At 43.2% G+C, this 26593-nt stretch carries 25 protein-coding genes; 12 read left to right on the top strand and 13 right to left on the bottom strand.

All coding sequences use genetic code 11. The features are described from left to right. Nucleotides 1–62: 62 nt before the first annotated feature. Together LWP20_RS11680 and LWP20_RS11675 are read left to right on the top strand one after the other, a co-directional pair. Complete coding sequence (locus LWP20_RS11680) at nt 63–1022, top strand: ABC transporter ATP-binding protein (RefSeq protein WP_242928323.1); 960 nt, start codon at nt 63–65, stop codon at nt 1020–1022. A gap of 14 nt (nt 1023–1036) precedes the next feature. Continuing rightward, the gene (locus LWP20_RS11675) at nt 1037–1792 is read left to right on the top strand and encodes an ABC transporter permease (protein ID WP_242928322.1); all 756 of its coding nucleotides are present in this window, start codon (nt 1037–1039) and stop codon (nt 1790–1792) included. 70 nt (nt 1793–1862) lie between these two features. Here the strand turns inward: LWP20_RS11675 and ligA are convergent, their stop codons facing one another. Both ligA and LWP20_RS11665 read right to left on the bottom strand, forming a co-directional pair. Further along, the gene (gene ligA / locus LWP20_RS11670) at nt 1863–3872 is read right to left on the bottom strand and encodes an NAD-dependent DNA ligase LigA (RefSeq protein WP_242928321.1); all 2010 of its coding nucleotides are present in this window, start codon (nt 3870–3872) and stop codon (nt 1863–1865) included. 169 nt (nt 3873–4041) lie between these two features. Beyond that, nucleotides 4042–4548, bottom strand: a complete 507-nt coding sequence (locus tag LWP20_RS11665) for a DUF4920 domain-containing protein (protein WP_242928320.1) — start codon at nt 4546–4548, stop codon at nt 4042–4044. A 160-nt stretch (nt 4549–4708) separates the two neighbouring features. On the opposite strand from LWP20_RS11665, the gene LWP20_RS11660 reads away from it, so the two are divergent. Both LWP20_RS11660 and LWP20_RS11655 read left to right on the top strand, forming a co-directional pair. After that, entirely contained in the window at nt 4709–4927 is a 219-nt protein-coding gene (locus LWP20_RS11660) for a hypothetical protein (RefSeq protein ID WP_242928319.1), read from the top strand. Nucleotides 4928–4929: 2 nt separating this feature from the next. Further along, nucleotides 4930–5256: a hypothetical protein gene (locus tag LWP20_RS11655; RefSeq protein WP_242928318.1), complete on the top strand. Its 327-nt coding sequence runs from the start codon at nt 4930–4932 to the stop codon at nt 5254–5256. Nucleotides 5257–5731: 475 nt separating this feature from the next. On the opposite strand, the gene LWP20_RS11650 is transcribed toward LWP20_RS11655, so the two are convergent. Continuing rightward, complete coding sequence (locus LWP20_RS11650; RefSeq protein WP_242928317.1) at nt 5732–6295, bottom strand: hypothetical protein; 564 nt, start codon at nt 6293–6295, stop codon at nt 5732–5734. 254 nt (nt 6296–6549) lie between these two features. Here LWP20_RS11650 and LWP20_RS11645 point away from each other — a divergent pair, with 254 nt between their 5' ends. After that, the gene (locus LWP20_RS11645; RefSeq protein WP_242928316.1) at nt 6550–7176 is read left to right on the top strand and encodes a cytochrome c oxidase subunit 3; all 627 of its coding nucleotides are present in this window, start codon (nt 6550–6552) and stop codon (nt 7174–7176) included. A gap of 1 nt (nt 7177) precedes the next feature. Here LWP20_RS11645 and LWP20_RS11640 read toward each other — a convergent pair whose 3' ends face one another. Both LWP20_RS11640 and LWP20_RS11635 read right to left on the bottom strand, forming a co-directional pair. After that, nucleotides 7178–9358, bottom strand: coding sequence for a T9SS type B sorting domain-containing protein (locus tag LWP20_RS11640; protein WP_242928315.1), 2181 nt, complete (start codon nt 9356–9358; stop codon nt 7178–7180). Between the two features lie 121 nt (nt 9359–9479). Then, nucleotides 9480–10040: a hypothetical protein gene (locus LWP20_RS11635; RefSeq protein ID WP_242928314.1), complete on the bottom strand. Its 561-nt coding sequence runs from the start codon at nt 10038–10040 to the stop codon at nt 9480–9482. A 245-nt stretch (nt 10041–10285) separates the two neighbouring features. Between LWP20_RS11635 and LWP20_RS11630 the strand changes: the two genes are divergently transcribed. Continuing rightward, on the top strand, nt 10286–10747 hold the full coding sequence (locus LWP20_RS11630; protein ID WP_242928313.1) for a hypothetical protein: 462 nt from the start codon (nt 10286–10288) through the stop codon (nt 10745–10747). Between the two features lie 147 nt (nt 10748–10894). Here LWP20_RS11630 and LWP20_RS11625 read toward each other — a convergent pair whose 3' ends face one another. The 3 genes from LWP20_RS11625 to LWP20_RS11615 form a co-directional block, all read right to left on the bottom strand. Next, entirely contained in the window at nt 10895–11344 is a 450-nt protein-coding gene (locus tag LWP20_RS11625; protein WP_242928312.1) for a DUF2147 domain-containing protein, read from the bottom strand. Nucleotides 11345–12022: 678 nt separating this feature from the next. Continuing rightward, nucleotides 12023–12397: a hypothetical protein gene (locus tag LWP20_RS11620; protein ID WP_242928311.1), complete on the bottom strand. Its 375-nt coding sequence runs from the start codon at nt 12395–12397 to the stop codon at nt 12023–12025. A gap of 107 nt (nt 12398–12504) precedes the next feature. Then, nucleotides 12505–13062, bottom strand: a complete 558-nt coding sequence (locus LWP20_RS11615; protein WP_242928310.1) for a C40 family peptidase — start codon at nt 13060–13062, stop codon at nt 12505–12507. 313 nt (nt 13063–13375) lie between these two features. On the opposite strand from LWP20_RS11615, the gene LWP20_RS11610 reads away from it, so the two are divergent. Further along, nucleotides 13376–13768: a hypothetical protein gene (locus LWP20_RS11610; RefSeq protein WP_242928309.1), complete on the top strand. Its 393-nt coding sequence runs from the start codon at nt 13376–13378 to the stop codon at nt 13766–13768. Nucleotides 13769–13877: 109 nt separating this feature from the next. Then, a complete protein-coding gene (locus LWP20_RS11605) occupies nt 13878–15686 on the top strand; it encodes a M61 family metallopeptidase (protein WP_242928308.1) in 1809 nt (602 codons plus the stop codon). 58 nt (nt 15687–15744) lie between these two features. Here LWP20_RS11605 and LWP20_RS11600 read toward each other — a convergent pair whose 3' ends face one another. Next, nucleotides 15745–16476 carry an SIMPL domain-containing protein gene (locus LWP20_RS11600; RefSeq protein WP_242928307.1) on the bottom strand — a complete coding sequence of 244 codons (732 nt, stop codon included), beginning with the start codon at nt 16474–16476 and terminating at the stop codon, nt 15745–15747. A 281-nt stretch (nt 16477–16757) separates the two neighbouring features. On the opposite strand from LWP20_RS11600, the gene LWP20_RS11595 reads away from it, so the two are divergent. Further along, entirely contained in the window at nt 16758–17165 is a 408-nt protein-coding gene (locus LWP20_RS11595; protein ID WP_242928306.1) for a hypothetical protein, read from the top strand. Between the two features lie 33 nt (nt 17166–17198). On the opposite strand, the gene LWP20_RS11590 is transcribed toward LWP20_RS11595, so the two are convergent. Next, complete coding sequence (locus LWP20_RS11590) at nt 17199–18623, bottom strand: Glu/Leu/Phe/Val family dehydrogenase (RefSeq protein WP_242928305.1); 1425 nt, start codon at nt 18621–18623, stop codon at nt 17199–17201. 299 nt (nt 18624–18922) lie between these two features. Here LWP20_RS11590 and LWP20_RS11585 point away from each other — a divergent pair, with 299 nt between their 5' ends. Continuing rightward, the gene (locus LWP20_RS11585) at nt 18923–19414 is read left to right on the top strand and encodes a hypothetical protein (RefSeq protein WP_242928304.1); all 492 of its coding nucleotides are present in this window, start codon (nt 18923–18925) and stop codon (nt 19412–19414) included. A gap of 55 nt (nt 19415–19469) precedes the next feature. On the opposite strand, the gene bamJ is transcribed toward LWP20_RS11585, so the two are convergent. The 3 genes from bamJ to LWP20_RS11575 all read right to left on the bottom strand — a co-directional run bounded on the left by bamJ (nt 19470) and on the right by LWP20_RS11575 (nt 24056). Then, a complete protein-coding gene (gene bamJ, locus LWP20_RS11580; protein WP_242928303.1) occupies nt 19470–20069 on the bottom strand; it encodes a BamJ family beta-barrel-assembly machinery protein in 600 nt (199 codons plus the stop codon). A gap of 288 nt (nt 20070–20357) precedes the next feature. After that, entirely contained in the window at nt 20358–20489 is a 132-nt protein-coding gene (locus LWP20_RS18235) for a hypothetical protein (RefSeq protein WP_262914578.1), read from the bottom strand. Nucleotides 20490–20669: 180 nt separating this feature from the next. Further along, nucleotides 20670–24056 carry a methylmalonyl-CoA mutase family protein gene (locus LWP20_RS11575; RefSeq protein WP_242928302.1) on the bottom strand — a complete coding sequence of 1129 codons (3387 nt, stop codon included), beginning with the start codon at nt 24054–24056 and terminating at the stop codon, nt 20670–20672. Nucleotides 24057–24221: 165 nt separating this feature from the next. Between LWP20_RS11575 and lepA the strand changes: the two genes are divergently transcribed. Then, nucleotides 24222–26006, top strand: coding sequence for a translation elongation factor 4 (gene lepA, locus LWP20_RS11570; protein WP_242928301.1), 1785 nt, complete (start codon nt 24222–24224; stop codon nt 26004–26006). Between the two features lie 72 nt (nt 26007–26078). Continuing rightward, a complete protein-coding gene (locus LWP20_RS11565; protein ID WP_242928300.1) occupies nt 26079–26579 on the top strand; it encodes a class IV adenylate cyclase in 501 nt (166 codons plus the stop codon). The last annotated feature ends 14 nt before the right edge of the window (nt 26580–26593 follow it).

Genomic DNA, 26593 nt, shown 5'->3' with positions numbered 1-26593 from the left:
TTTCAAGACTCATTCAAATTGATTCCATTTGTAATGTATAAACACATTCGCCTCTCCAGACTATGAAACCTAACATTATTGAAACAAAGCACCTTAGTTACTCCTTCGGGCAGCGGCAGGTGTTGCAGAATCTTAGCCTCAGGGTGCCAAAAGGTAGTATCTTCGGATTTCTGGGACCTAACGGAGCAGGTAAATCTACTACGATCCGGGTATTGCTGGGCTTGCTGCAGGTGCCGGAAGGCCAGGTACGTGTGCATGGTAAAGACCTGAAATATAACAGGCTGGAAATTCTGCAAAAGACTGGCGCTTTAATTGAAATGCCAACGCTGTATCGCCATCTTTCAGGGTATGATAACCTGGAAATAACAAGGAGAATTGTGCAGGCACCCAAAAGCAGGATAGGCGAAGTGCTGGAAGTTGTTGGCCTGCACCATGACGCAACGCGTAAAACTAAGGAATACTCATTGGGTATGAGCCAGCGCTTGGGTATAGCACTCGCCCTGCTCTCAGACCCGGAGCTGCTGATACTCGATGAGCCCACAAACGGGCTTGACCCAAGCGGAATAAGGGAAATACGCAACCTGATTATCAGCCTGAACCGCGATTTTGGGAAAACCATTTTTCTGTCTAGCCACCTGCTTTCCGAAATTGAAAAAACTGCTACCGAACTCGCCATCATCGATAAAGGCGTGATGTTATACCAGGGCCGCATGCAGGATCTGTATCAGAATGCTTTCCGGAGCCAGGTACTTACACTCAGTTGCGATAATACAACTATTGCAGCCAAACTGCTTTCCGATCATCAATACCAGTTAATTGCGCACGAAGCAGAAACTATAACGGTGCAACTTGCAGAGAAAAAGCAAGTTGCCGCTGTTAACAGATTACTCGTAGAGAACGGACTGGAAGTATACAGCCTGAACCCAGGTTCGCAAAGCCTGGAAGATCTTTTCTTAAGTATAACCAATGGTGATACAGCTGTCAATTTACCATCCGAAACTTTACAACCCGCACAATTATGAAGGCCTTAACTTATATGCAAAGCAGCCTCAGCGCTGAAACGCTGAAACTGAAAAGCACTTTCGCGCTTTGGATGGCAGTGCTGGCCCCATGCGCCCTGATAAGTATGTATTTCCTGGCATTCTGGGCTAAAGGAGAAAATCTGGTAAATAAAGAAGTTGGTGCCTGGGTAAGCTTTGGAATGAATAACTTTATAGTTTATACCCAACTGCTGATGCCTGTTTTCATTGCCTTGCTAACCAGCATGACTAACGGCATAGAGCACAAAGCTAATGGTTGGAAACACCTGTACGCGTTGCCATTACCAAAGAGCACGGTATACTTTTCTAAAGTACTGATTACGCTTGGGCTTGTGTTGTTAAGTACGGTGGTGTTTATAGTTGCCCTGATAATGGCCGGAACTGTGTTAAACTGGCTACGTCCTGAGTTAGGCTTTGGTACTTATGAAAAGCTGGATATTATCATTTTCTCCAGCTTCAAGATATTTCTGGCCTCGGTGGTTATCATTGCCATTCAGTTCTGGTTAAGTATACGTTTCAATAGTTTCGCTCTGGCAATGGGAGTAGCTATTGTGGCAATTATAACAACGTTGGTTGCCAACAGATGGGAGTATATCAACTATTATCCTTTTGCTTATCCGCTAATGGTTATGAAAGGATTTATGAAAAAAGAGTACCAGGTTTTTACCGAGGAAGTTGTGCTAAGTATGGTTGTGGGCTGTGTTGTGTTTATACTTGGTTACCTGGATGTTGCCAGAAAGAAAGTGTTGTAAAATGAAATTGAATTGTTTGTTGTTATTTAAGGTGAAGAGCCAGCTGTTTTACGGCTGGCTCTTTTATTTTCTAAGCTATCATTTCTAAAAACTGATCTTCAGTAAGTATAGTAATACCCAGTTTTGTAGCTTTCTCCAGTTTCGAAGGGCCCATTTTATCGCCGGCTACCAGGTAAGTAAGTTTTGCAGAAATAGAGCTAACCACTTTACCTCCATGGCTGATGATAAGGTGTTGCAGTTCATCGCGGCTTATACTTTGGAACACACCTGAAATAACAAATGTCTTGCCTGCCAGTATATCGCTTTCCAGCACAAGCGGTGTAGCATCTGATTTTAGTTGAAGGCCGGCGGCCCGCAATCTTTCCAGTACCTGCAAGTGGTCAGGGTCGCGGAAGTACTCAAGTATAGAATGAGCGATACGGTCCCCGATTTCATTTACAGCTACTAGTTCTTCGTACATGGCACCACGCAAGGCTTCTATGTCAGGGAACTGCTCTGCCAGTTTTTTTGCTACGGTACTTCCCACATGCCTGATGCCAAGCGCGAAAAGCACCCTGTCATATGGTGTTGCCTTGGATCTTTCAAGACTCTGCAGAATGTTGTTCACTGATTTCTCGCCCATACGCTCTAACTGAATCAGTTGCTCAAAGCTAAGGCTGTACAGGTCGGCTACATTGTGCACCAGTCCAACGTTGTATAACTGCTCAATTGTTTCGGGGCCAATACCATCGATATTCATGGCTTTGCGGGAAATAAAATGCTCCAGCTTTGCCTGAATTTGCGGAGCACAGTCCCTGTCGTTCGGGCAGTAGAAATTGGCTTCGCCTTCGGCTCTAACCAGAGGAGTTCCGCAGGCCGGGCAGTTGGTAGGGTAATGTATAGGCAGGCTGTCGGCTGGGCGCTTTGCAAAATCGACACCAGTAATTTTAGGGATGATCTCACCGCCTTTCTCAACAAAAACGGTATCGCCGAGGCGTAGGTCCAGGCGCTGAATTTCGTTTGCATTGTGCACAGAGGCACGTTTTACGACGGTGCCGGCCAATAATACAGGTTGCAATAAAGCAACAGGCGTTACTGCACCGGTACGGCCTACCTGGTATTGTATACCCAAAAGCTGCGTAGCGGCGCTCATAGCCGGGTATTTATAAGCAATAGCCCAACGCGGACTTTTAGCTGTAAAACCCAGCTCTTCCTGCAATGCGTAACTGTTCACTTTTACCACCACACCATCGGTAGCAATCGGTAACTCAAAGCGGCGTTTTTCCCACTCGTTTATGTATGCCAGCACATCTTCTATAGATTCGCATTTGCGCCAGGTATCCGATACTTTAAAGCCCCATTTCTGAATGGCCTGTAAGCTTTCGGAATGTGTATCGAAAGGGTTAGGAGAGCATTGGAAACCATATGAAAAACAACCCAGCTTACGGCTTGCCACAACCGAAGAATCCTGTTGTTTCAGGGTGCCGGATGCAGCGTTTCGAGGGTTAGCCAACAACTGCTCACCGGCTTCCTCGCGCTCCTGGTTTAGCTGATCAAACACCTGTAAGGGCAGAAACACTTCGCCACGCACCTCGAATAATTCCGGGTAATCTTTGCCATGCACCTGTAAAGGCACATCGCGTATGGTTCTTACATTGGATGTAATGTCATCGCCGCGGGTTCCGTCGCCACGGGTAGCACCTTGTATAAATTCGCCGTTTTCGTACGTCAGGCTTATGGCAACACCGTCAAACTTCTGCTCGCAAACATACTCCACTTCGTCGCCTACCACTTTGCGTACCCGCTTATCAAATTCGCGCAAATCTTCTTCAGAATAAGTATTGCTCAACGACAGCATCGGGTATTTATGCAGTACTGTTTTAAAAGACTTGGTGATGGTGCCGCCTACGCGCTGCGATGGCGAATTGGGCATGCGTAGCTCCGGGTGCTGTTCTTCCAGCTCCTGCAGGCGCTTTAGCATCATATCAAACTCATAATCTGATACTTCAGAAGTGCTGTTCTGGTAATACTGGTGGTTAAGGTAATTAATGCGGTGGGTAAGTTCCTGTATTTCAGTTGCCGGATCTTTCTCTGATGCCATCTTTTTATCTGTTATGCTTCCGTAAAAATATTAAAACATGCCACTTGCGCAAAGTATAGTTTAAGGTGTTGGCCGTTATTTCTAATGTATGCTATTGGTTGGCTGTGCATTAGCTAAAAATAAAAAGGCTGCCCTACAGAGCAGCCTCTACTTTATGTACAGCTTGCGGTTATTTAATGATTACACCATCTGCCACAAAGCGCAGCTCTTCTTTTGGTTGTGTAATCGCGTTTATTTCAGATTCCGGCTTTCCAGCATCTTTTGCGTAGTGGCGCTGGTCATCTACCGACACGACTTCACGCTTGGCAGTACCTGTGAAAACAACATTTTTCCCTTTCAGGTCTTTAATCGGAAGGAAGAAGCCATAGTCGCGGAAGGTAACTTTCATGGTGCTGTTGTCAGCTAATCTCACATCCATCCAGCAACCTTTGGACTGGCAGCTTTCTACAACCTCCGCTGAAACGGTAGCCTGCACAGAATCTTTGCCGGAAGCTAAACTGGTGAGCTCGGAAGCAGCAATCACATTTTCTTCCGCGAAAGCAGCGCCATAAGTTTTTGCTGTGTCGGCAGGAGCTTCGTTAGCAGAGGGAGTACTATGTTCTGCTGTAGGTTGTTTGGTTTGGTTACAGGCAACTATAATGGACGTAACAAAAAGCAGCATTCCAATTTTTTTCATGTGGTGAGGTGGTTGAGGTTGGTTTAAAACAAATATAGTTAAAGTTGTGATTATGAGAAACTGACTTGCTTTTGATCTGGCAAAACATAACCAGCAGCATAATGTTACAGTATAGCAAGCAAAAGTAAATTGCACTACAACAAACTTTATTCTTAAAACTATGGACCAATTAAAAGATACCCAGAACTGGCCGGAACTGGCAGCAGCACTTTACGATAAGTTAACAGGCAAGAATGCTGAGATAACTTACGAGTTTGAAAACCTGGAACTCGATGTGCCCAGCAGCACGGCGTCGGATGCCCCGCAGGCAAAATGGAAACTGAACGGTAAAGTTCGCATCCGGACACAGAACAACGAACAGGAACAAAATAAACAATAACCTTGGCCGGAACAATAGACATATCGGTAAAGCTGCTGGTTACAAACGGTGATGATCATATAGCGGTAGTGGGCGAGGGAAATTACCTGATCATAGAATTTCCAAACCAGAAAGCACTTGATCGCTTAACAGGTGGAACCAGCTCAGGCTTATCGGGTGGCGGGCCTATGAAAACCCTGAACATTGTAAACGACCTGGTGCGTGCTGTAAATATGATAGTAGATGTTCGGGTTAATGGCAAAACCTATGTAGAGTTTGGGAAAGGCTCCAGTGCGCGCATTACTGCCAGTGCCATTTTTGGTAAAATTGGTTCGTTTTTCGGAAGGTAAGCTTTACTGATTAGGCATTAAAATTTTCTGCCACCTTCAAAGTAAAGCTATCCAGAAAAATGATATGATATTATACTTATACTTTAGGTGTTAATGGTTTGTTGATTGAATATCAGTGTATAGTATGAGTTGCATTGCGCCTAGATAATCTGCTTTCTTTGCCAGAAAATTATTTTATCGCCAGCCAAGCATCGGAACTAGAAGCTCTACCTATACTTTGGCCAAAATGATGTTACTGAAGCTGTATTATACTTAGGGGAGCAGCAAAGCAAATATTTATTTCGGCAATTAAAATGCATTGCAAGGACAATAAAACGGCAGATTTTTCTTAAGTATAAAGTATATTATTTAAGTCCTTGTTAAAGGTTAACTACATTGATAATCAGAGGTGTAAATTTTATTGATTAAAGTATAGGTTTTACGTCTTGTGGTGATTTGTTAACAATTTATACTTTACCTGAACTGCAAGTATAAATTACCTTAAATCCGTATCTGCCCACCTGGCATTGCTGATGGTTACCAGTATACGGCCGGTAAGCATGGGTATATATTTTGCCGGAACCAGGATATTGAGATTATTAAAAGTAAGCTCAAAGCTGGTGCTGAACATAAGCGCCCGTTTATCCGGAGTAAAGGTTACCTGGTTATTCATCTCTTTAATTTTACCCTGCAACAACACACGTATTTTCTTATTGAGTACTTCGGCGTATAAATTTCCGGCATTTATTTTTTCGACGGGCGCATCAATTTCGATCTGCAATTCAGGAAATTTAGCTGTATAAAAAAGGTCGTGTAGCATACTTGCCGGACTATAATCATTAGCCGGTCTGAGATTATCAATGGGCAATACACATTCCAGTTTATGGGTGTCATCGTTATACCTCACCAACATTTCTTCCGATCTGTACTCGTAGCGGTTATCTGTGCCTTCCAGGGTTATAATAATGTTGTTGCCTCCTGTATAATATTGCTGTGATTGAGAGTAAGCTACTGCCTGCACAAGCAGCATTAGTATAGGTAGGAGTGCACGTGTTGGCATAATATATAAAGTATAAATCAATGTGTCATCATAAAGTGTTCATGCATTGTTAAACCAATATAAGGGCATCAAATCGGTTGGTAAGGCTTTGTGAGTTTAATATTTTATTTATACGTATAAACTATAGCAGCCATGTAATTTTATAGCCTTATTTTAAAACTATACGGGTGTAGCTTAGGTATATAGTAAAAGTAATAGAACACTATTTTCATGACAAAGCCCGCTGCTGGCGGTTATCCTGTTATTAGCTTAAAATGGATTCAGATAAGAAGAACAAAGTACACTTCAGGCAGGGCTCGGCATTCAGCAATATCGAGAAGATGCACCCTATCCGGATGCTGCTTTACCTAAGTATGATCGGAATAGGGGTTTTGTTTTTCATACTTATAGTTGCTTTTGCCCGCACAGGCGGTTTTAATTACGAAGGTTTCCGTTTCCCGAAGTTCTTCAGTATAAGTACCATTTTGCTCATGCTTAGCAGCTATACTATAAGCAAGGTGCCGCGCATTTATAAAAAGGACAAACTTAACAAGATGACACGCTACCTGGGGGCTACGCTTTTACTGGGTATTCTCTTTATTGGAGCGCAGCTTTTAGGATGGAATGAGATAGCAGCATCAGGTATGACTTTTACCGGCAAAGCTTCCGGTACTTACCTGTACCTTATCTCTGCGCTACACATGCTTCACTTATCAGGAGGCATTATCTTCCTGGCTTTTCTGTTCTTTACCACGGCCCATGTAGCCACTGACGGGGTTCGCAGCCTCATCTTTATCCGCGACCCTTACCGCAGACTGCAGTTATCGATGGTGACCAGTTACTGGCATTTTATGGATATGCTTTGGGTTAGTATCTATATAGTTTTCCTTTTCCTGGCATAGCTTAGTGCACCAGCGTTACGGCTCCTTTATACTCACTTGCCCCAAAATCAATAACATAGAAGTATACGCCGTCATTTACATTTTTGCCATCCCACTTAAAGTTGTTCTGATCACTTCGGTATACTTCCTTACCCCATCGGTTATAAATTCTGATGTTTCTGAAAGTTGTTGTGCAGAAATCGCTTGGTAAGCCCGGAATTTCAAAGTAGTCGTTCAGGCCGTCGCCATTCGGTGTGAAGATATTAGCGGGTATATAGTCGCTGATTTCAGGTGCTTTTACTTTAAATTCCATGGTAAGTTTGCGGTCTGTGGATGGGGCACAGGCATCTTCTGTAAGTATAAAATCTACTTTCACTACGCCTTTTTCTACTGCGGCACAATTTGCAACCCAACTGAATAAGCCTTCTGCCTTGCCGTTGCCACCCGTGCTGGTAAAGGTCATGCCTAGTTCAGCCAGGTTAAAACCTTCGCCTGCACTTTGTAAGCTAAGTTTGTTCAGGTCTATGTCATCACCAAAGAGTTTTGCCTCAAACGTTTCATTCAGGGCAAGTTCAAAAGTTAAAGCCGGTTTATCAGTGGTAAGTGTTGGCGGGTTATTTTTACTGATGGTCCGTACTTCTGCTGTTTCAGTTTTTGTAACCTGCTGCCCGCAAACAGTAGAGCTTACAACAAACTCTAACAGGTAAGATTCCTTTTTCAGAACCTCACAATCTATTGGCCAACTGAAAGTGGAGGTAAGCGGGCCAATGCCGGTTTGGTTCTCGAAAGTATAGCCGGCAGCGTCGCCGCTATTCAACAAGGATAAACTTATTTCCTGCTGGTCCGGATCTGTGCCTGTAACGTCAAACGTAAGTATAGCTCCCTCGCCAACTGTAAAAATGCGGTCTGGTGTGGACAGTGAAAGCATAGGAGGTGCATCCGGTTCGGGTTCTATCACAAAGCTGACACGTACCGTATCCTGGCGGGGAAGGCTGCACCCATCGTCTTTTACAATCAGGTCCATTTGGTATACTTTGCCTTCGGTATCAAAACACTCTGAAAAGCATATTGTAGCTTTTAGGGAATCTAAGGTTATGCCTGTATTTACAGCGCCAGAAGTGGTACCATTGATAGTATAGTCCTGGTTTACAAAGTTAACCGGCCGCGCTGTAAGTATAAGTGATTCGTTGCGGTCTGGGTCAGTAAAAAGTACATTAATGCAGCGTTCTGTTCCGCCCTTAAGCCGAAGTATATCGCCTGGTTTGTAAAATTCGCTGCTGCCTTGGGCCTTTGCCATTACAACAGGGCTTTCGTTTGTTGGGCATTCTTTAACAAGTACCTGAAAATCGCGTCGTATTTCCCCGATCTTTTTACCATTTCTGAATTCCTGGCAGCGTACGCCAAATATATACAAGCCTTTGTTGGCAGGCCTCATAATTAACAAACCGGTTTGTTCATCTATCCGGATAGAAGGCGTGCCGTTAATCTGGTTTTCGCGGCTATAACCTGTTTGCCACATTATCTCTGAATATGGCGCAGGCGACGGGAGCGGAGCGCGGTTGTCAATGGCAATAGAGGCATGGCCATTTAAGGGAGTAACCATGTCGTAAACCAATGAGTCGCCATCGGCATCGGAGCCGGCGAAATCATAATAAAATAACTCGTTTACGCAGGCATAATCACTGAGGGGCGGAAATAAGGTAGGAGATGAGTTTTTAAAGAAAGCCCCGTTTTTTGTTACAGCCGGAAACTCCATGTAAAATGCCTGAGCTGCGTCTTCGGGCCTGATAATGTTATTGATTGTTCTGTTACGGCAGCAGCGCTCCCATACTACATAATAGCCATCCTCGCTGGTGTAACGGTATGGTTCAAGTATAATATTAGATGCGTAAATAATTTTCTTGGTACTAAGTTCGCCGGTTGTGCATTCGATATTGGTATAGTTTACCATTGTTTCGGAAGCATAAGGCAACGTCAGCTCCAGCATCAGGCGGTTGGTGTTTTTTTCAAAAATGCGGACGGCAGCAAACGGATCCTGGGCCAGCGGATCGCCGTTTATATTATCGAAGTATAAATTCATATTTAACTTGTAAGTATTACCCTGCAGGTATTGCAACTCAAATTCGCCGCCTACAATATGGGTAGCATTGGCTTTGAGGATTATAATCAGGAATATGCTTAACAAGAGTAAAGGTAGCCTCATACCTGCTTTTCGCTTAAAGTGGTCGTACTGTATTTAAATGATATAGTTACAACTTAAATAGTTAATACACAATTATTAGCGGCAAGATATATTACGTACTTAGTATCAGGCCGTTTAATCCTTAATCTCTTCTCTGTTCCTGCGGCTGCAGCACCTTTTCAAGCAGGTGGTCGAAGGGTAGAGGTTTGCTAAAGTATGAATCAGTATAAGGGTTTGTGGTAAACCTGATGTAGCCCGGGTGGTTGTTTACTTTTATATAATCAAGCTGCACGTTACCATAAAGCTGGTTGCAAAGCGCAGTGCCGGGTACATCAGAAGCAGGAGGCGTAAGCAGGTATCGCTCAGAAAGCTCGGTATATCGCTTATGCCTTACAAGGTGCTGATCTGCGCTGTGTAACCTATAGCTTTGCTGTTGCACACGCTCTTTCAGGAGGTCAAACAGAAAAGAAAAATTGTCTGCACCAATTTTAGGGTCATAAAATAAAATAGCGCCCCGGTGGCTCTCTTCTGAAATTATCTGAACCCTGTATTGGTGTGTAAGTGAGGCTTTTACGTAATGGTAAGATTTGAAAAAATGATGCGTCCAGTTTAAGTAAACCTGCGCTTGTTGCCACTCCCTGAAGCCAGATTTATACTTGTCTGAGCGCTTCAGTTGGCAACAGGTGGGTGTTGTTTTACCCAAACCCAACAATCGGTTTAAAAATTCGTTAAACGGCATTTAAATATTTACCTCATAAACACACAGCTCTCAAAATAGTTTTTAGCATATGCAGCGTCTGGTAAAGGCGCATTTGCAGAGCTAGGTTTGACGTAAAATAAAATTAACTATATTTAGTTTAAATAGGCTGATTCGCGATTAGTGGCACAAAGTATAGTGTCGGTTGCTGCTCATAAAGTATAATTTCGGTTTTATAACCCATAACCAACATGCTAACACAAGAACTAGAACTTAAAAAAAAGCTGCTTCAGGAATGCTCTAAGTTGCTGACTACACAAATAAATGCAGCCAAAGCGGCTATGGACGAAGCACAGGAAAGCGCAAATGAGCACCAGGGGGCGATAGAAGACAAATTTGAATCGTTCAGAGAGGCCTGCCAGATACAGCGCGACATGTATGCCCGCCAGTTAGACGAGCTTATTTCGACTATGGGGGTTCTAAAACGGATTAATGCTACTAAACTGAACAACGAGATATCGATGGGGGCCGTGGTAATGACCGAACTCCAGAATTATTTTATTGGGGTGAGCCTGGGAGAAATAAAAATAGATGGTGAATCTTTCTATGCAATTTCTGGTATGTCGCCGCTTTACAAGGCCATGGCAGGTAAAACTACAGGCGATACGTTTGAGTTCAGAGATAAGACATACAAGATTTTACAGGTATATTAAGCGTTTTTATCTAGAAAGTAAAAATTTGCTTAGAATATTAACATAACCTTTAAGGTCAAACCAGAGTTTAAATAATTGTAAAGGGTTAGAAAAAGCAAAGGTTAGCGATTATGCTAACCTTTGTTTCTTTTATACCCTCTGAGTATTTTATCTGCTGGCTTCGCTTGCTTTCACCCGCGACCAGTTCTGTGATCTGCCTATCAATGAAATGCCAATATAACCTTTCACTTCCATTTTATCTTTGCTGTGCATTTTCATGAAGCACGAATAAGTCTTGCCACTTTCCGGGTCATAGATCGTTCCTTCGTCCCACTTGTTATCGCCATCAAATTCAAAGCCTTTCAAAAACTCCAGGCCAAGCAACGGGCGGCTACGCAGTTTCTTTTCAGGGTTGTTATCATCCATTTTTGGTTTACCGTTACGAAGAGGCTCTTTTAGAGAAACTATTTTTCCGCAAAGCTTATTACCGCACTGGTAAATCTCGAACTTCGCCTTGCCATCTTCATTTGTCCATACGCCCAGTGGCGAAAGCTTTTGCGCCCACGCACAGGTGGAAAACAGCATCAGCATAAAAATAGTAAACAGACTTTTTTTCATGATAGGTTAGTTGTGTGTTAAGATAAGTAACGAAATATAAGTATTTGTGCCCATAATTCATATCAGGCAGGTTATAAATATTATTTGCATATAAATTAGTTGTATTGAATAGTGAAGGAATTTCTGTTATAAAAAATTTTTTTAGACGTGCTATACTTTGTACTTAAAGCCACTTAGCTCAAAGTATAAAAGTTGTATTGCAATGAATGTGCTGCTAATTAGTGAGTTATACTTGCTATGTTATGGTATTCTGGTTTAAAGGTGTTTTACTTTACCGGCCTTGCCCTACTCATCCCGAAAGTGTGTAAAATAAAGTGCTAACTTTTGTGAACTTATACACGTTCTTTTATCTTTATAAAACAGTAGCGAGTGCTACAGCTCTGAGTTTAAAAGCTGACATAATAATAAGTGGCAGTTTCAGGGTTCATGTCGGATCAAAGAGAAAGGAGGTGCTATGTCTAATCCATCAGTCGTCTTAGTAAGCACAGGTAATAGTATTCACTTTAACAGTGAACTGGCTTAGTAAGCAGTAAACACTACTGCTTTCGCAGTTAGTATTACCTTTGGTCTTTAATGATGGTGCTACTGAAAACAGGGTGCCGCTTGTTAAGATTAAGAAGGATTCTGATGCCTGATGATGCCTTAGGGTAACATCAGGCATTTTCTTTTTCCGGAATCCTACAAATCGTCTTTGTATATGGAGTTATTTCCCAGCCGACGCTCCTGCACAAACGTTCCGATATAGAAAGCCACCGCCACAAAACAGCTCAGGCACATAACTGAAAGCAGGACATCGCGGCTGTTAAAGCCAAAATTGGTCAAATTAATACGTGTAGCCAATGCAATACCAAAAAGGAGCGTAAGCGCTGTTACCGTATTAAAAACAAAGCGATTGTGCTTGTGCAGGTGGTAAGAGCATGCTAGCAGTAAAATACCAAATGCAGGCGCCAGTATAGTTGCCACAATCATATCTGTGCCGGCAAAATATCCTGCTAAACCTGCAATCAGCAGCACTAAACCATTAATGGTATTTATAATGTAGGGGTGTACCATACCTGTACTATTAGCCTAACAAATAAAATATTGCTTAGGGATATGTACGGGCACGGCAATAAAGTGTAAACAAATCCTACCTATACTTTAAGAAGTATAGGCCGTTACTACAGGATTCTTCTGATCTGTAAAAATCTGGCTTCATAGCCGGTTCCTTCTACCTGGCTGATTTTTACTCCACCATTGGAAGATGAGTGCACAAAAGAGATAGTATCACCAGGCGAGGAAATAACGATGCCTACGTGACCGGGTTCGCGCACGCTTTCGTCGGTTCCGGTAAATATAACCAGATCTCCTTTCTGGGCTTCGTTACGCGCTATGGATTCGCCTTCAAGCGCCTGCAACGATGAACCATGCGGTACAGCTATCCCATACTTATCGTACACATGCGTTATGAATCCAGAGCAATCAAAACCATCCGGCGTAATGCCTGCATACACATACGGGCTTCCTATCAACGATAGTGCATAGGATACAATGATATCACTTTTATTGCCAGCAGTCTCGGAAGTTTCTTTGCCGTAACTATAGTTAACAGCTGTATAGGTAATATTATCTGATACAGGTACAGTAGGTGCAGCAGTATTGCCATCATCTGGTTTTAGAAAAAGCAGCGATCCTACTAAAAGTAATGGCGATGAGATAAATAAGAATATTTTTTTCATAATTTATACTTATTTAGTGGTAGCATATACTAAGATAATACCGTGCCAAACCTGTATTATACTTGTTCGTTAGGTACCAGCTTAGGCTAATAGTACCCTTGATTGCACTGCTATACTTAGTTTAACAGTTACATAGCTTCAAATAGTTTACTTTTCTTAAAATTCACTTCGTCACTATTTAGTTAACATTCACTTATATATCAGGAAAACAGAAAAATATTTATTATAAAAGTTAAATTAAATATAAAAATTTCATAATTTTGTAAAGCAGATAATTGTTGGTGTTAAGATGAAGGTGTTTAATTCAAAATCTTTGGAAGCTTCTTTTGATGAAACGCAGGAAAGAATTTTTCTGCAGTGTCGGGGAGCTGTGAATTCTGAGGAATTCAGAGAAGGGCACCTACAGGCTTTACGATTCGCAAAAGCGCATAATTTAAAACAATGGCTGCTGGATTACAGGAGCATAGGCGAATTAAGCGAAGAAGAAGAGTCGTGGGTGCAGGTACAGCTTTTCCCCCAGATTATGATGTCGTTGGGCTCAGATAATTATGTAGCTATAGTTGTGGCCGAAAATTGTTACCAACGCATGCTGAACGAGGCAGGTTCTTATGGGCTGCAGAGCTATAATTCATTCGTAATTTTTAGCACCTTCTGCGACATAGAAGAAGCCAAGGCCTGGTTAAAAAATCATTCTGTGCATCACTAAGTAAACTTTCCCGCTACTCCATAGCAATGCCTTTCTTTGGGATCCGGATTTTGAAAAGCTGGCAATTTATTGTAAAATGCCAAACCTTAACCTAAATCCTATCCAAAATATGCTTACACGAAAGCAACTAACTAACTCACTCTTTTTATTTTTTCTTTTATACTTCTACCATGCAGCCGCTGCTTTGGCAGCCGATATAAAGTATACACTCTCGATGCCGGAACCACATACCCACTACTTTGAAGTGGAAATGGAATTGCAGGGTGCCCGTAAAAAGTATATCGATTATAAATTGCCTGTCTGGGCGCCGGGCTCTTACCTGGTGCGCGAGTTTGCTAAAAACGTAGAAAGCTTCGAAGCTTCAGACAAAGCCGGTAAAGCACTAAGCGCCCAAAAAATAAACAAGAATACCTGGCGCGTGTACAGCAATAAAGCCGATGTGGTACGGGTGAAGTATAAAGTATACGCCTTTGAATTAACCGTACGCACCAGTTTCCTGGATGCCTCGCATGGTTATGTAAACGGTACCAGCATGTTCATGTACCCGGATGGTTACCAGAAAGAGAATGGAACATTGGTTGTAAAACCCTATAAAGGCTGGAACAAGGTATCTACAGGCCTGAAGAGTACCGGCAACTTTACGTATACTTTCCCTGACTACGATATTCTGGCAGATTCCCCGCTGGAGATTGGTAACCATGAAGTGTTGCAGTTTACAGCCAATGGAATACCTCATGAAGTTGCCATGTATGGCGAAGGCAATTACGATGCAAAACGCCTGACTGCCGACATGAAAAAAGTAACGGAAGAAGCTATCAGCGTTATGGGTGAACTGCCTGTTGAGCGCTATGTATTTATCGTGCATAACCTGCAGCGCGGCGGTGGCGGATTAGAACACCTTAACTCTACTACCCTGCAAACGACACGCTCGAGCTATGGCACCGAAAGCGGTTATACTGGTTTTTTAAGTTTAGTGGCTCATGAGTACTTTCATCTTTGGAATGTAAAGCGCCTGCGCCCGTTCCCGCTTGGTCCATTTAATTACGATCAGGAAAATTATACTTCCCTGCTATGGGTATCTGAAGGCATCACAAGTTATTATGATGACCTGATCGCACGCAGGGCTGGAATGATTTCGCCGCAGCGTTACCTAGATGTAGTGGCCGGAAGTATAAGCTCGGTAGAGAACACGCCTGGTAACAAGATTCAGACGGTAAGTGAAAGCAGCCTGGATGCCTGGATTAAGTATTACCGCCGTAACGAGAATTCCAACAATGCCGAAGTGTCTTACTATACAAAAGGCGGGGTAATGGGGCAGTTGCTTAACATGGAGATCATGAAAAGCACGAAAGGAGAGAAGAGTTTGGATGATGCCATGCGCTACATGTATAACAAGTATTACAAGAAGCTGAACCGTGGTTATACAGAGAAAGAGTTTCAGGAGGCTGTGGAGCTGATGGCAGGCAAGAAAATGGATGCCTTTTTCAGAGATTATATCAATGGTACTAAAACGCCAGACTATAACAGTTACTTCGAAGCAGCAGGCCTTAAACTGGTAAATGTAAACGAAGGCTCGAAAGAAATAAACTGGGGTGCAGCAACATCACAAACTAACGGCCGAAATGTTATTACAAGTGTGGCAAGAGGCAGCAGTTCCTGGGATGGCGGCCTTAATGTAAACGATGAAATTATTGCAATAGATGGTTACCGCGTTGAGGGAAATGTAAACAGCTTCCTGGCTGGCCGCGCTATTGGCGAAAAAGTTGAGGTGCTGGTAAGCCGTGATGGTAAATTACTGACGCTTGAAGTGCCTTTGGTACAGGATAAAAACGTGCGCTATCGTTTTGAGCAAGTACAAAACCCAACCGAACTACAGCAGAAAATCTTTAAGAAATGGCTTAAAATTGCGAACGCTTAAGGTAAACTGTAAAGTATAAAAATAAAAAAGGGCAGCTCCTGCAAAGAGCTGCCCTTTTTTATTCCAGCCGGAAAGAAGCGTTAACTACTGCTGTTATCTCTTTCTCGATAGATGAAACATCGTTCACACCGTAATCCGAAACTATGTTAGAATTTACGGGAGTAATTTGCAATACGCCCATCCGGGCATTCGAAATAGGACCGAGGCTACTGCCGGTAGCACTTGCAATTTTCTGAGCACGGTTCAGTGCGTCTTTGGCTGCGTCGGCCTGAATGTCAATTTTAATATCCGCTAATTTAGTATAGTAGTATTCGGGTGGGTTTACAGAAAAACTAACACCTTTATTTACAAGCGAGGTTATATCCAGCGAAACACGCTTTATTTTAGCTACATCTTTTGATTTTATCTCGATCTGCTGATTTGCATTATACTCCAGTACTCTGTTGGTTGGGTAGCCCTGGATGCTGAGCTCAAAAACAGGGTTCAGGTTGATGGTATACTGATTTATAGCTTTATCCTCAAAACCTTGTTGTTTCAGGTATGCAAAAACGGTTGGCCTCTGCGCTTGCAGCCGTTTATAAGCTTCTTCGGCAGTTGCCCCTGTAGCCTGAAGGTTGCCACGTAAAATACCTACATCTGAATTGATTACTCTTTTTGCTGAACCGGTAACTGTTATGGTCTGATTTGTTTTTGCGCGTTTGTTCCAGAAACCTGCAAAAATAATGGTGCTCAATACGAGACTGATGCCAAGTACCAGAGCAGGCATGAACAGGTTATACTTGTCGTTCATAGATTTTGCAGCACAGCAGTTTAAAGAGGCTTCAGAGTTTATACGTCAGGCACTAGATTTTAGTATAAAGTCTTATGTAGGCATAAAGTTAAATTGCTTCATAAATTTTTTATAGATACCAGGAAGATTTAAAATTAATTAAAACTATTACAAGGGGAGAGTTGCAGTGAGTGTCTGAAATATTTATATTCAAAATTATATATTTAGATAACAGCATATTATAACCCGTTTAAAGGTGTATGGTAATTTTTAAGACACCATTTGTAACTATTTCTCACTGCATGGATACACAAAGTATTTTAATGAAGTGGGTAAAAATGCCGGAAACTGCAGCTTTTAAAGAGGCTTACTTAAGTACGCTTAATTATGTGGCTGGCCACCCGTATGTGAAACTTTATTGTACTGATCTTACCCTAAGTGGCTCTTTAAACAGGGAGCAGGAAGGCTGGCTTTATTCAGAATATTATGCACTGGTGTATAATATTATCCGGGATGATATTTATGCTGCAGTTGTATTTTCGGAAGATCATTTTAAAGCATTAGTTACTAATTACCTTGCTACGCCAGCTGTTCCTAATAACGATTTTATTCATTTTAACTATTTTACAGAGCAGGAAGAGGCCCTTAGTTGGCTTGGTGATATTTATGAAGGCCGGTACACTGCTGTTTTGCAACATACCGGCCATTAATTATACTTCAAATTATTAAAGCTAATATTAGGGCTATGGGAAAATGCCCAGTGCCTCATAGCTAACACCTATTTTTTCTATGGCTGATAAAAAGGCAGCGGTGCGCATATCAGCTATTCCTTTTTGCTTCATCACCTCGCGTATCTCATGGTAGGCGTTGATCATCGTATCTTCTAGACCCGATCTTACCATTTTTATTTCATCTGAGCCCTGCGTCAGTAAAGCCTTTTCCTGTGCAGTCAGGCTCTTTCCTGATGATGATTCAATTGCGTTAACCAATCTCTTATAACTGGCTTCTTCGGCGCGTTTACCCATGCGGCCAAAGCGCACATTTGATAAGTTCTTCAGCCACTCAAAGTATGAAACTGTAACACCCCCTGCATTCAGATAAAGATCTGGCAAAAGAATAATGCCATTAGCAAGAAGTATTTTTTCGGCATCACCGGTTACAGGCCCGTTAGCGCCTTCAGCAATTATTTTAGCCTTTATATTTGCCGCATTTTCCTGCGTAATCTGGTTTTCCAGGGCAGCAGGTATAAGTATATCGCATTCTTCCTCAAGCAAAAGCAGTGAGTTTTCTATGTTCTTAGCGTTTTTATAGTTCAGGATCGAACCTGTTTCATTGCGGTGCTTGAAAACATCCTGAACGTCAAGCCCGTTAGGGTCGTAAATTCCGCCTTCACGTTCTGCAATTCCTATAATAAGACCGCCATCCTGTTGGCAAAAGTATGCCGCATGGTAGCCCACATTACCCAGCCCCTGTACTATGATTCGTTTACCCTGCAGCGTATTGCCGGTAATACCAGTATTTTTTAAAAGTTCTGTGTCACCTAAAGCTTCTCTTATACCATAGTATACACCTAGTCCGGTTGCTTCTGCACGCCCCCTGATTCCTCCCTGGCCTACAGGCTTGCCGGTAACGCAACCAAGGCCGTTTGTTTCGCCATACTTTAGTGCCTGGTAGGTATCGGCAATCCAGGCCATTTCGCGGCTGCCAGTACCATAGTCCGGTGCCGGTACATCCATGCCTGGGCCAATAAGGTTTTTCTTTATAAGTTCGGCAGCGTAGCGGCGGGTGACTTTTTCAAGAGTTTTAACAGAGCTCGTTCTTGGGTTTATCTTGACACCACCCTTTGCCCCTCCAAATGGCACATCTACTACGGCGCATTTAAAAGTCATAAGGGTAGCAAGGGCTTTAACCTCATCTTCATCTACCTGTAGGCTATACCTGATGCCCCCTTTAGAAGGCAGCTTATGATGGCTGTGCTGTACCCGTATTCCCTCAATCACTTCGATTTTGCCGTCTACTTCAACCGGAAAAGACACTTTATAAACGCTGTTGCATGCTTTTATTTGTGCTAGTATACCGGAGTCAAGGCGCGAATAGCTGGCTGCATGATCGAAATACTGGTGAACACTATCCAGGAATTTTTTTCCTTCGTTATGGTTTTGTGCCATACTAAATAGTTTTGAAATGAATATTAAAACGATTTTTAGAACGGTTCCCAGATAGTTTTGTTCGGCGATTTATATGCTAAAGGAAATATTTATGTATAAAGTATAAAATTGTATCACTATGCTTACGTTATAAGAATCAGCTGTTTAAGAGCTACAGAATATTTAAAGTATAATATATTCAAATAAATCTTGCTTAAAATCTATTCTGTGTTCATCTTTGTACAGAAATGTAATCTTAAAATTGCCTGTACAAGCATTTAACATTAATTAAAGTACAGCAAGTATTATTCTTCACATGAATGGCTAGCGAGATTATGACGGAGAGTTTTCCATTAAACACATTGAACTTATACCCAACTGAAATATCTTTTTCCGGTAAACTGCACTCAAAGTATGATGCTTCTAAAAACATGCTCTTTATTGAATGGCATGGCGAAGTAAGTTCTGCGGATGTAAAATTTGGTTACTATAAGGTAATTGAAATGGTTAAGCATTTTAAACCTAACAGGTGGGTGCTTGATTTACGGAATCGTGAAAGCATCAAGCGCGAAGACCAGCTTTGGGTAATAAAGCATATTTTTTCTCAGGCACTAAGATTGTTGCAATGCAATATTTTTGTTGCGATTATACTTCCGGTTTATTCTTTCCAAAGTCTTGTAAGTGAGCTTGACGGAGACGAACTTATTTATAACGATAACTTTCTGATTATAAACCATTACTTATACATAGAGGAAAGTTTGCGGTGGCTGGAGAGTATAACTGAAGCTGAAACAGAAACAATAAGTATATAAAAACAAAATGCCGGGCTTTTAAAAGCCCGGCATTTTGTTTTTAAAGCAGTATAGGTTAATTAACCGAGATCAGCTCTACATCAAAGATAAGAGTAGAGTTTGGCCCGATCACATCGCCTGCGCCCTGTGAGCCATACGCTAAGTTTGATGGTATAAACAGGCGCCATTTTGCACCTTCCTTCATTAACTGCAATGCTTCAGTCCAGCCGGCGATAACGCCATTTACCGGGAATGTAGCCGGTTGGTTACGCTCATACGATGAATCGAAAACAGTACCATCTATTAAAGTACCGTGGTAATGAGTTGTAACCTGATCAGAACTAGATGGGGATTTGCCTGAACCTTCCTGCAGCACCTGGTATTGTAAACCACTTGGCAGTGTTTTTACGCCTTCTTTGCCCTTGTTTTCAGCTAAGAAAGCTTCGCCTGCTTTTTTGTTATCTGCAGCTTTTGCACCTTGTTTCTGGCCCATTTCCTGCTGAAGCGCCATCATGGCCTCCTGCACATCATTAGCTGACAAAGATGAAGGCTGCCCTGCCAGCACTTCTTTTAATCCTTGCATAAAAGGCTCTGCCTCAATATCAATGCCTTGTTTTTTCAGGTTAGTAGCCATGTCGCGGCCAATAATGTAGCTGATCTTGTCTTTCAATTCCATTCGTTTTAGATTTTGCGCCAAACATGAGCGCTATGTTGTAATTATTTGCATAGCCTTGCGGCTTTCGCCACAAAACTACACATTTACATCTGAACGGAAAGTATAACGTAGAGTTACCTGCCTCTTTGGAGATATAGATGGCAAAGTATACTGCCAGAAAAGTATACAGAATAATATATTACAGCAGAGTACAGGTATACCTGTAGCTAAGAGGTTTGCATAAAACAAGAGCGGCCACTTTCCTGATTTCGAAAGTGGCCGCTCTTGTTTTGATCATATATTTTTAGGTTACAAGTATAAATGGTAATCTTCATCTGAAAGATCAATTTCGATGTTGTGTGGCGTTAGCAATCCTTTCATGATAAAGCCAAAAGTTGTGCCTAACAGGAACAACGAAGATATAGTAGATAGACGTTTCATGTGATACGATGTTGAGGAGTTAAACTATTAGCATTAACGCTTTTTGGTGATTCAGGTTGCTCCTTTATATTATTATATTTTAAATTTACTATTAATAACAAATAACAAGGTGCTGTATAACAAAAAAGAAGCCAGTTTTCACCGGCTCCTTTTTTATACTTTATACTTTTGAAATATAACTTACATATTTCTGCGGTACTGTCCGCCAACTTCAAACAGCGCATTCGTTATCTGGCCCAAGGAGCAGAATTTCACCGTTTCGATCATCTCTTCAAAGATGTTGCCGTTGTTGATCGCCACCTGCTGGATACGCTTCAGCATATCTGCAGTCTTATCTTCATTACCCTTTTGCAGCGATTGCAGCATAGAGATCTGGTACTGTTTCTCTTCTTCAGTAGCACGGATTACTTCGGTTGGCAACACCGTAGGAGAACCGGTAGAAGAAAGGAACGTGTTCACACCTATGATCGGGTACTCGCCTGTATGCTTCAGGGTCTCATAGTATAAACTTTCTTCCTGAATCTTACCGCGCTGGTACATGGTTTCCATAGCACCCAGTACACCGCCACGTTCAGTAATCCTGTCAAACTCTAACAATACTGCTTCTTCCACCAGGTCGGTCAGCTCTTCGATGATGAATGAGCCCTGCAGTGGGTTCTCGTTTTTGGCAAGTCCCAGCTCGCGGTTAATGATTAACTGGATAGCCATCGCACGACGAACAGATGCTTCCGTAGGTGTTGTGATGGCCTCGTCGTAAGCGTTGGTGTGCAGCGAGTTACAGTTGTCATAAATAGCGTAAAGCGCCTGCAGTGTGGTACGAATATCGTTGAAGTCAATTTCCTGTGCGTGCAGCGAGCGGCCGGACGTCTGGATGTGGTATTTCAGCATCTGCGAGCGGGCATCCGCGCCATACTTATGCTTCATCGCCTTCGCCCAGATCCTACGTGCCACACGACCGATAACCGCATACTCCGGATCGATACCGTTGGAGAAGAAGAAGCTTAGGTTCGGCGCAAACTTGTTGATGTCCATGCCGCGGCTCACATAATACTCTACAAAGGTAAAGCCGTTAGCCAGCGTAAAGGCCAGCTGCGAGATCGGGTTAGCACCAGCCTCAGCAATGTGGTAACCAGAGATAGATACCGAGTAGAAGTTACGTACGTTCTTATCAATAAAATACGACTGTACGTCACCCATTAAACGAAGCGAGAACTCTGTCGAGAAGATACAGGTATTCTGTGCCTGATCTTCTTTCAGGATATCGGCCTGCACGGTTCCGCGAACAGCTGCGAGTGTACGGGTCTTGATCGGCTCGTATACTTCCGCAGGCAATACCTGGTCACCGGTTACCCCCAGCAACATCAGGCCTAAGCCATCATTGCCTTTTGGCAACTCGCCCTGGTATCTTGGACGCTCAACACCTTTCTCTTTATAGATCGCTTCAATTTTCGTGTTTACTTCCTCTTCCAGGCCGTGTTCTTTAATGTAAAGCTCGCACTGCTGGTCGATGGCGGCGTTCATGAAGAAACCGGTAAGTATAGCCGCCGGACCGTTGATGGTCATCGAAACCGATGTCATCGGATCGGCCAGGTTGAAGCCGGAGTATAGTTTTTTGGCATCATCCAGGCAGCAAATGCTTACGCCAGAGTTACCTATCTTACCATAAATGTCCGGACGGAAGTCAGGGTCCTCACCGTAAAGTGTTACAGAGTCAAACGCTGTAGAAAGACGCTTGGCTGGCATACCCAAGCTCACGTAGTGGAAGCGACGGTTGGTACGCTCTGGGCCACCCTCACCGGCAAACATACGGGTAGGGTCTTCGCCTTCGCGCTTGAAAGGGAACACACCCGCTGTGTATGGGAATTCACCCGGTACGTTCTCCTGCAGGTTCCACTTCAATAGATCACCCCATGCTTCGTAGCGAGGAGTAGATACTTTTGGAATCTGTAGGTGAGAAAGCGATTCAGTATGCGTCTTAATCTTCAGTTCTTTATCACGAACCTTGAACACGTAGAACTCATTCTTGTAAGCCTGTACTTTGTCTTTCCAGTTCTCCAGTATCTTCTTGTTCTGGCCGTCAAGGCTCAGCGCTACTTCGGCATAAGCTTCTTCCAATTGCTTAACCAGTCTGTCTTTATCGGCAATTTCTATACTTTGAACTGCTTCAATAGATTTTTTGATGCCGTATAGTTTCTGCGCTACTTCTGCCTGGTCTTTGCTCCACTTGTCGTAGTTACGGATGGTCTCAGAAATCTCAGAAAGGTAACGGGTACGGGCAGGAGGGATGATGTATACTTTCTCTGACATCTCCTGCGACGTGTGCAGGTTAGAAGCGAATTCTACACCGGTTTTCTCTGTGATCTTCGCCATTACCGCACGGTACAGGCGGTTCATGCCCGGGTCGTTGAACTGCGAAGCAATAGTGCCGAAAACCGGAATATCATCGTCGTTCACATCCCATAGTTGGTGGTTGCGCTTGTACTGTTTTTTCACATCGCGTATCGCGTCTAAGGCACCACGCTTGTCGAATTTGTTCAGGGCAATTACATCGGCAAAGTCCAGCATGTCGATCTTCTCGAGTTGCGTGGCGGCACCATACTCCGGCGTCATCACATACAGGCTCATATCAGAGTGTTCGATGATCTCGGTGTCAGACTGACCAATACCAGAAGTTTCAAGTATAATAAGGTCGAAATCAGCAGCTTTTACGATGTCCACGGCATCCTGCACATACTTGCTCAGGGCCAGGTTGCTTTGGCGTGTTGCCAGCGAGCGCATGTAAACTCTGTCGTTAGATATCGAGTTCATTCGGATCCTGTCACCTAATAAAGCACCACCGGTTTTGCGTTTTGATGGGTCTACTGAGATGATAGCAATTTTCTTGTCCGGGAAATCCAGCAGGAAGCGGCGTACCAGTTCATCTACCAGAGATGATTTACCAGCACCACCTGTACCTGTTATACCTAATACCGGCGTCTTAACTTCTTTGGCCTGCTCTTTTACTTCGTTAAGTATAGATCTGGCTTCTTCCGGGAAGTTCTCAGCAGCGGAAATTAAACGGGCTATCGATTTCGGATCTTTATCTTTTAAATGCTTAGCTTCACCATTCAGGTTCTGGCCTGTCGGGAAGTCGCATTTCTGCAGCATGTCGTTGATCATACCCTGCAAGCCCATCGCGCGTCCATCGTCTGGAGAATAGATACGGGCAATACCATAACCGTGAAGTTCTTCGATCTCGGTTGGAAGTATAACCCCGCCACCGCCACCAAAGATGCGGATATGGCCGCAGCCGCGCTCGTTCAGCAGGTCATACATGTACTTGAAGTACTCCAGGTGACCACCCTGGTAAGAAGTGATCGCAATGGCCTGCGCGTCTTCCTGTATGGCACAATCCACAATTTCCTGTACCGAACGGTTGTGACCTAAGTGGATCACTTCCGCGCCCGAGGCCTGAATAATACGACGCATGATGTTTATGGCAGCATCATGACCATCGAATAAAGAAGCGGCTGTAACGATACGGATATGGTTGACAGGCTTATATGGTTCTACTGTAGTAAGTTGCATATTTTACTAACAAGAGTTTTCAAAAATTGATGCGAATATAGAGAATTTATAGCACAAAGGTGGTGTTGCCTTTATACAGACGTTATAGATTAGTTGTACGTTTTTGCATCAGATTCTATAAACAAAGCCACTTTCTTCTTAACTTTGTTGTTCGTATAGATATTTATGAAGAACATTCGCAATTTCTGCATCATCGCTCACATTGACCACGGTAAAAGTACCCTGGCCGACCGCCTGTTGGAGTTTACATCTACAGTTGCGGAGCGCGAGATGCAAAACCAGTTGTTAGATAACATGGACCTGGAGCGCGAGCGCGGTATCACTATCAAGAGCCACGCCATCCAGATGAACTACCATTATAAAGGAGAAGACTATGTGTTGAACCTGATCGACACGCCAGGTCACGTTGACTTTTCCTATGAAGTTTCCCGTTCAATTGCAGCCTGCGAAGGCGCTTTGCTTATTGTTGACTCTTCTCAAGGTATAGAAGCTCAGACCATTTCTAACTTATACTTAGCGATTGGTAACGACCTGGAAATTATACCTGTCCTGAATAAGATTGACCTTCCACACGCGATGCCGGAAGAAGTTTCAGATCAGATCATTGACCTGATCGGTTGCGACAGAGAAGATATCATCCATGCTTCCGGTAAATCAGGAATAGGGATAGAAAATATTCTGAATGCCATCTGCGACCGCATTCCTGCGCCAAAAGGCGACCCGGCTGCACCACTACAGGCATTGATCTTTGACTCTGTATTTAACTCTTACAGAGGTATAGAAGTATACTTCCGCATATTTAACGGTACCCTGAAAAAAGGCGAAAAGGTTAAGTTCATAAACACGGGCAAAACCTACGAAGCTGATGAGATTGGCGTACTGAAACTGAACCAGGAGCCTCGTCAGGAAATGGGTGCCGGTAACGTGGGTTACCTGATATCAGGAATAAAAAATGCCAAAGAAGTAAAAGTTGGTGATACTATTACCCACGTAGATCGTCCGGCTGAAGGTATACAGGGTTTTGAGGATGTAAAGCCGATGGTATTTGCCGGTATTTACCCGGTAGAGACCAGCGAGTACGAAGAGCTGCGCGCTTCTATGGAGAAACTGCAGCTGAACGATGCCTCATTGGTTTGGGAGCCTGAAACATCGGCTGCCCTTGGTTTCGGTTTCCGTTGCGGTTTCTTAGGAATGCTGCACATGGAGATTGTGCAGGAGCGCCTGGAGCGTGAATTTGACATGACTGTAATTACTACAGTGCCATCGGTTCAGTTCCATTGCTATACTACCAAAAACGATATGATCAAGGTAAACGCACCTTCCGAGATGCCGGAGCCTAACTATATCGACCATATCGAAGAGCCATTCATTAAAGCGCAGATCATTTCAAAATCAGAGTTTGTTGGTCCGATCATCACACTTTGTATGGATAAGCGCGGTATCCTGAAAAACCAGACATACCTGACCAGCGATAGGGTAGAGCTTTCATTTGAAATGCCGCTTGCTGAGATCGTATTCGACTTCTTTGATAAACTGAAAACAATATCGCGCGGGTATGCCTCACTTGACTATGAGCTGATCGGTTTCCGACAGTCGAACATGGTGAAGCTGGATGTGATGCTGAACGGAGAGAAAGTGGATGCATTAAGTGCCATTGTTCACCGTGATAAGGCTTATGATTGGGGTAAGCGCCTGTGCGAGAAGCTACGCGAACTGCTTCCTCGCCAGATGTTCGAAATTGCCATTCAGGCTGCCATTGGTCAGAAAATTATTGCCAGGGAAACTGTAAAAGCCATGCGAAAGAACGTTTTGGCCAAGTGCTACGGTGGTGATATCTCCCGTAAGCGAAAGCTCCTTGAGAAACAGAAGAAAGGTAAGAAACGCATGAGACAGGTTGGTAACGTGGAAATTCCGCAAGAAGCCTTCTTAGCCGTACTTAAACTCGACTAAGTATAACAAGCCCCGACGTGCTGCCTGCGCGCCGGGGCTTGTGGTTTAATAACCAATCGTAATTTCAAAAATTTGTACGCCGATATAACTATAAAAGCCCGTTGCCCTGATCCAGCAGAAGTGGAAAGTATACTTCAGCAACATAACGCCGACTACAAAGGTCTGGACGTGCAGACAGATACTTTTTATAATGTTGATTATGGAAAGTTAAAGCTCCGGCAGGGCAACATTGAAAACGTGCTCATACATTATAACAGGTTTTCGGTGCAGGGTTTGAAGCAAACTGAAGTGTTGATGTACCTTAAAAACCCGGGCAGCGCAACTATAGAGGAGGTTTGCGGGAGCTTACAGGTTATGAACGAGCTACGGAAACTGCGCAAAATATACTTCATTGATAATGTTAAATTTCACATCGACCAGGTTGATGGCCAGGGATCGTTTATCGAAATAGAAGCTATAGATTTAGACGGCTCGCTGGGCACAGCTATACTGCATCAGCAATGCCATTATTACAAAGAGCTCCTGCAGATAGCCGATGAAGACCTGATTAACGACTCCTATATTGATTTGTAACTCACATTCTTAAT

The sequence above is a fragment of the Pontibacter vulgaris genome (assembly GCF_022758145.1).
Classification (GTDB): Bacteria; Bacteroidota; Bacteroidia; order Cytophagales; family Hymenobacteraceae; genus Pontibacter; species Pontibacter vulgaris.
This window is presented reverse-complemented; position numbering and strand designations above follow the sequence as displayed.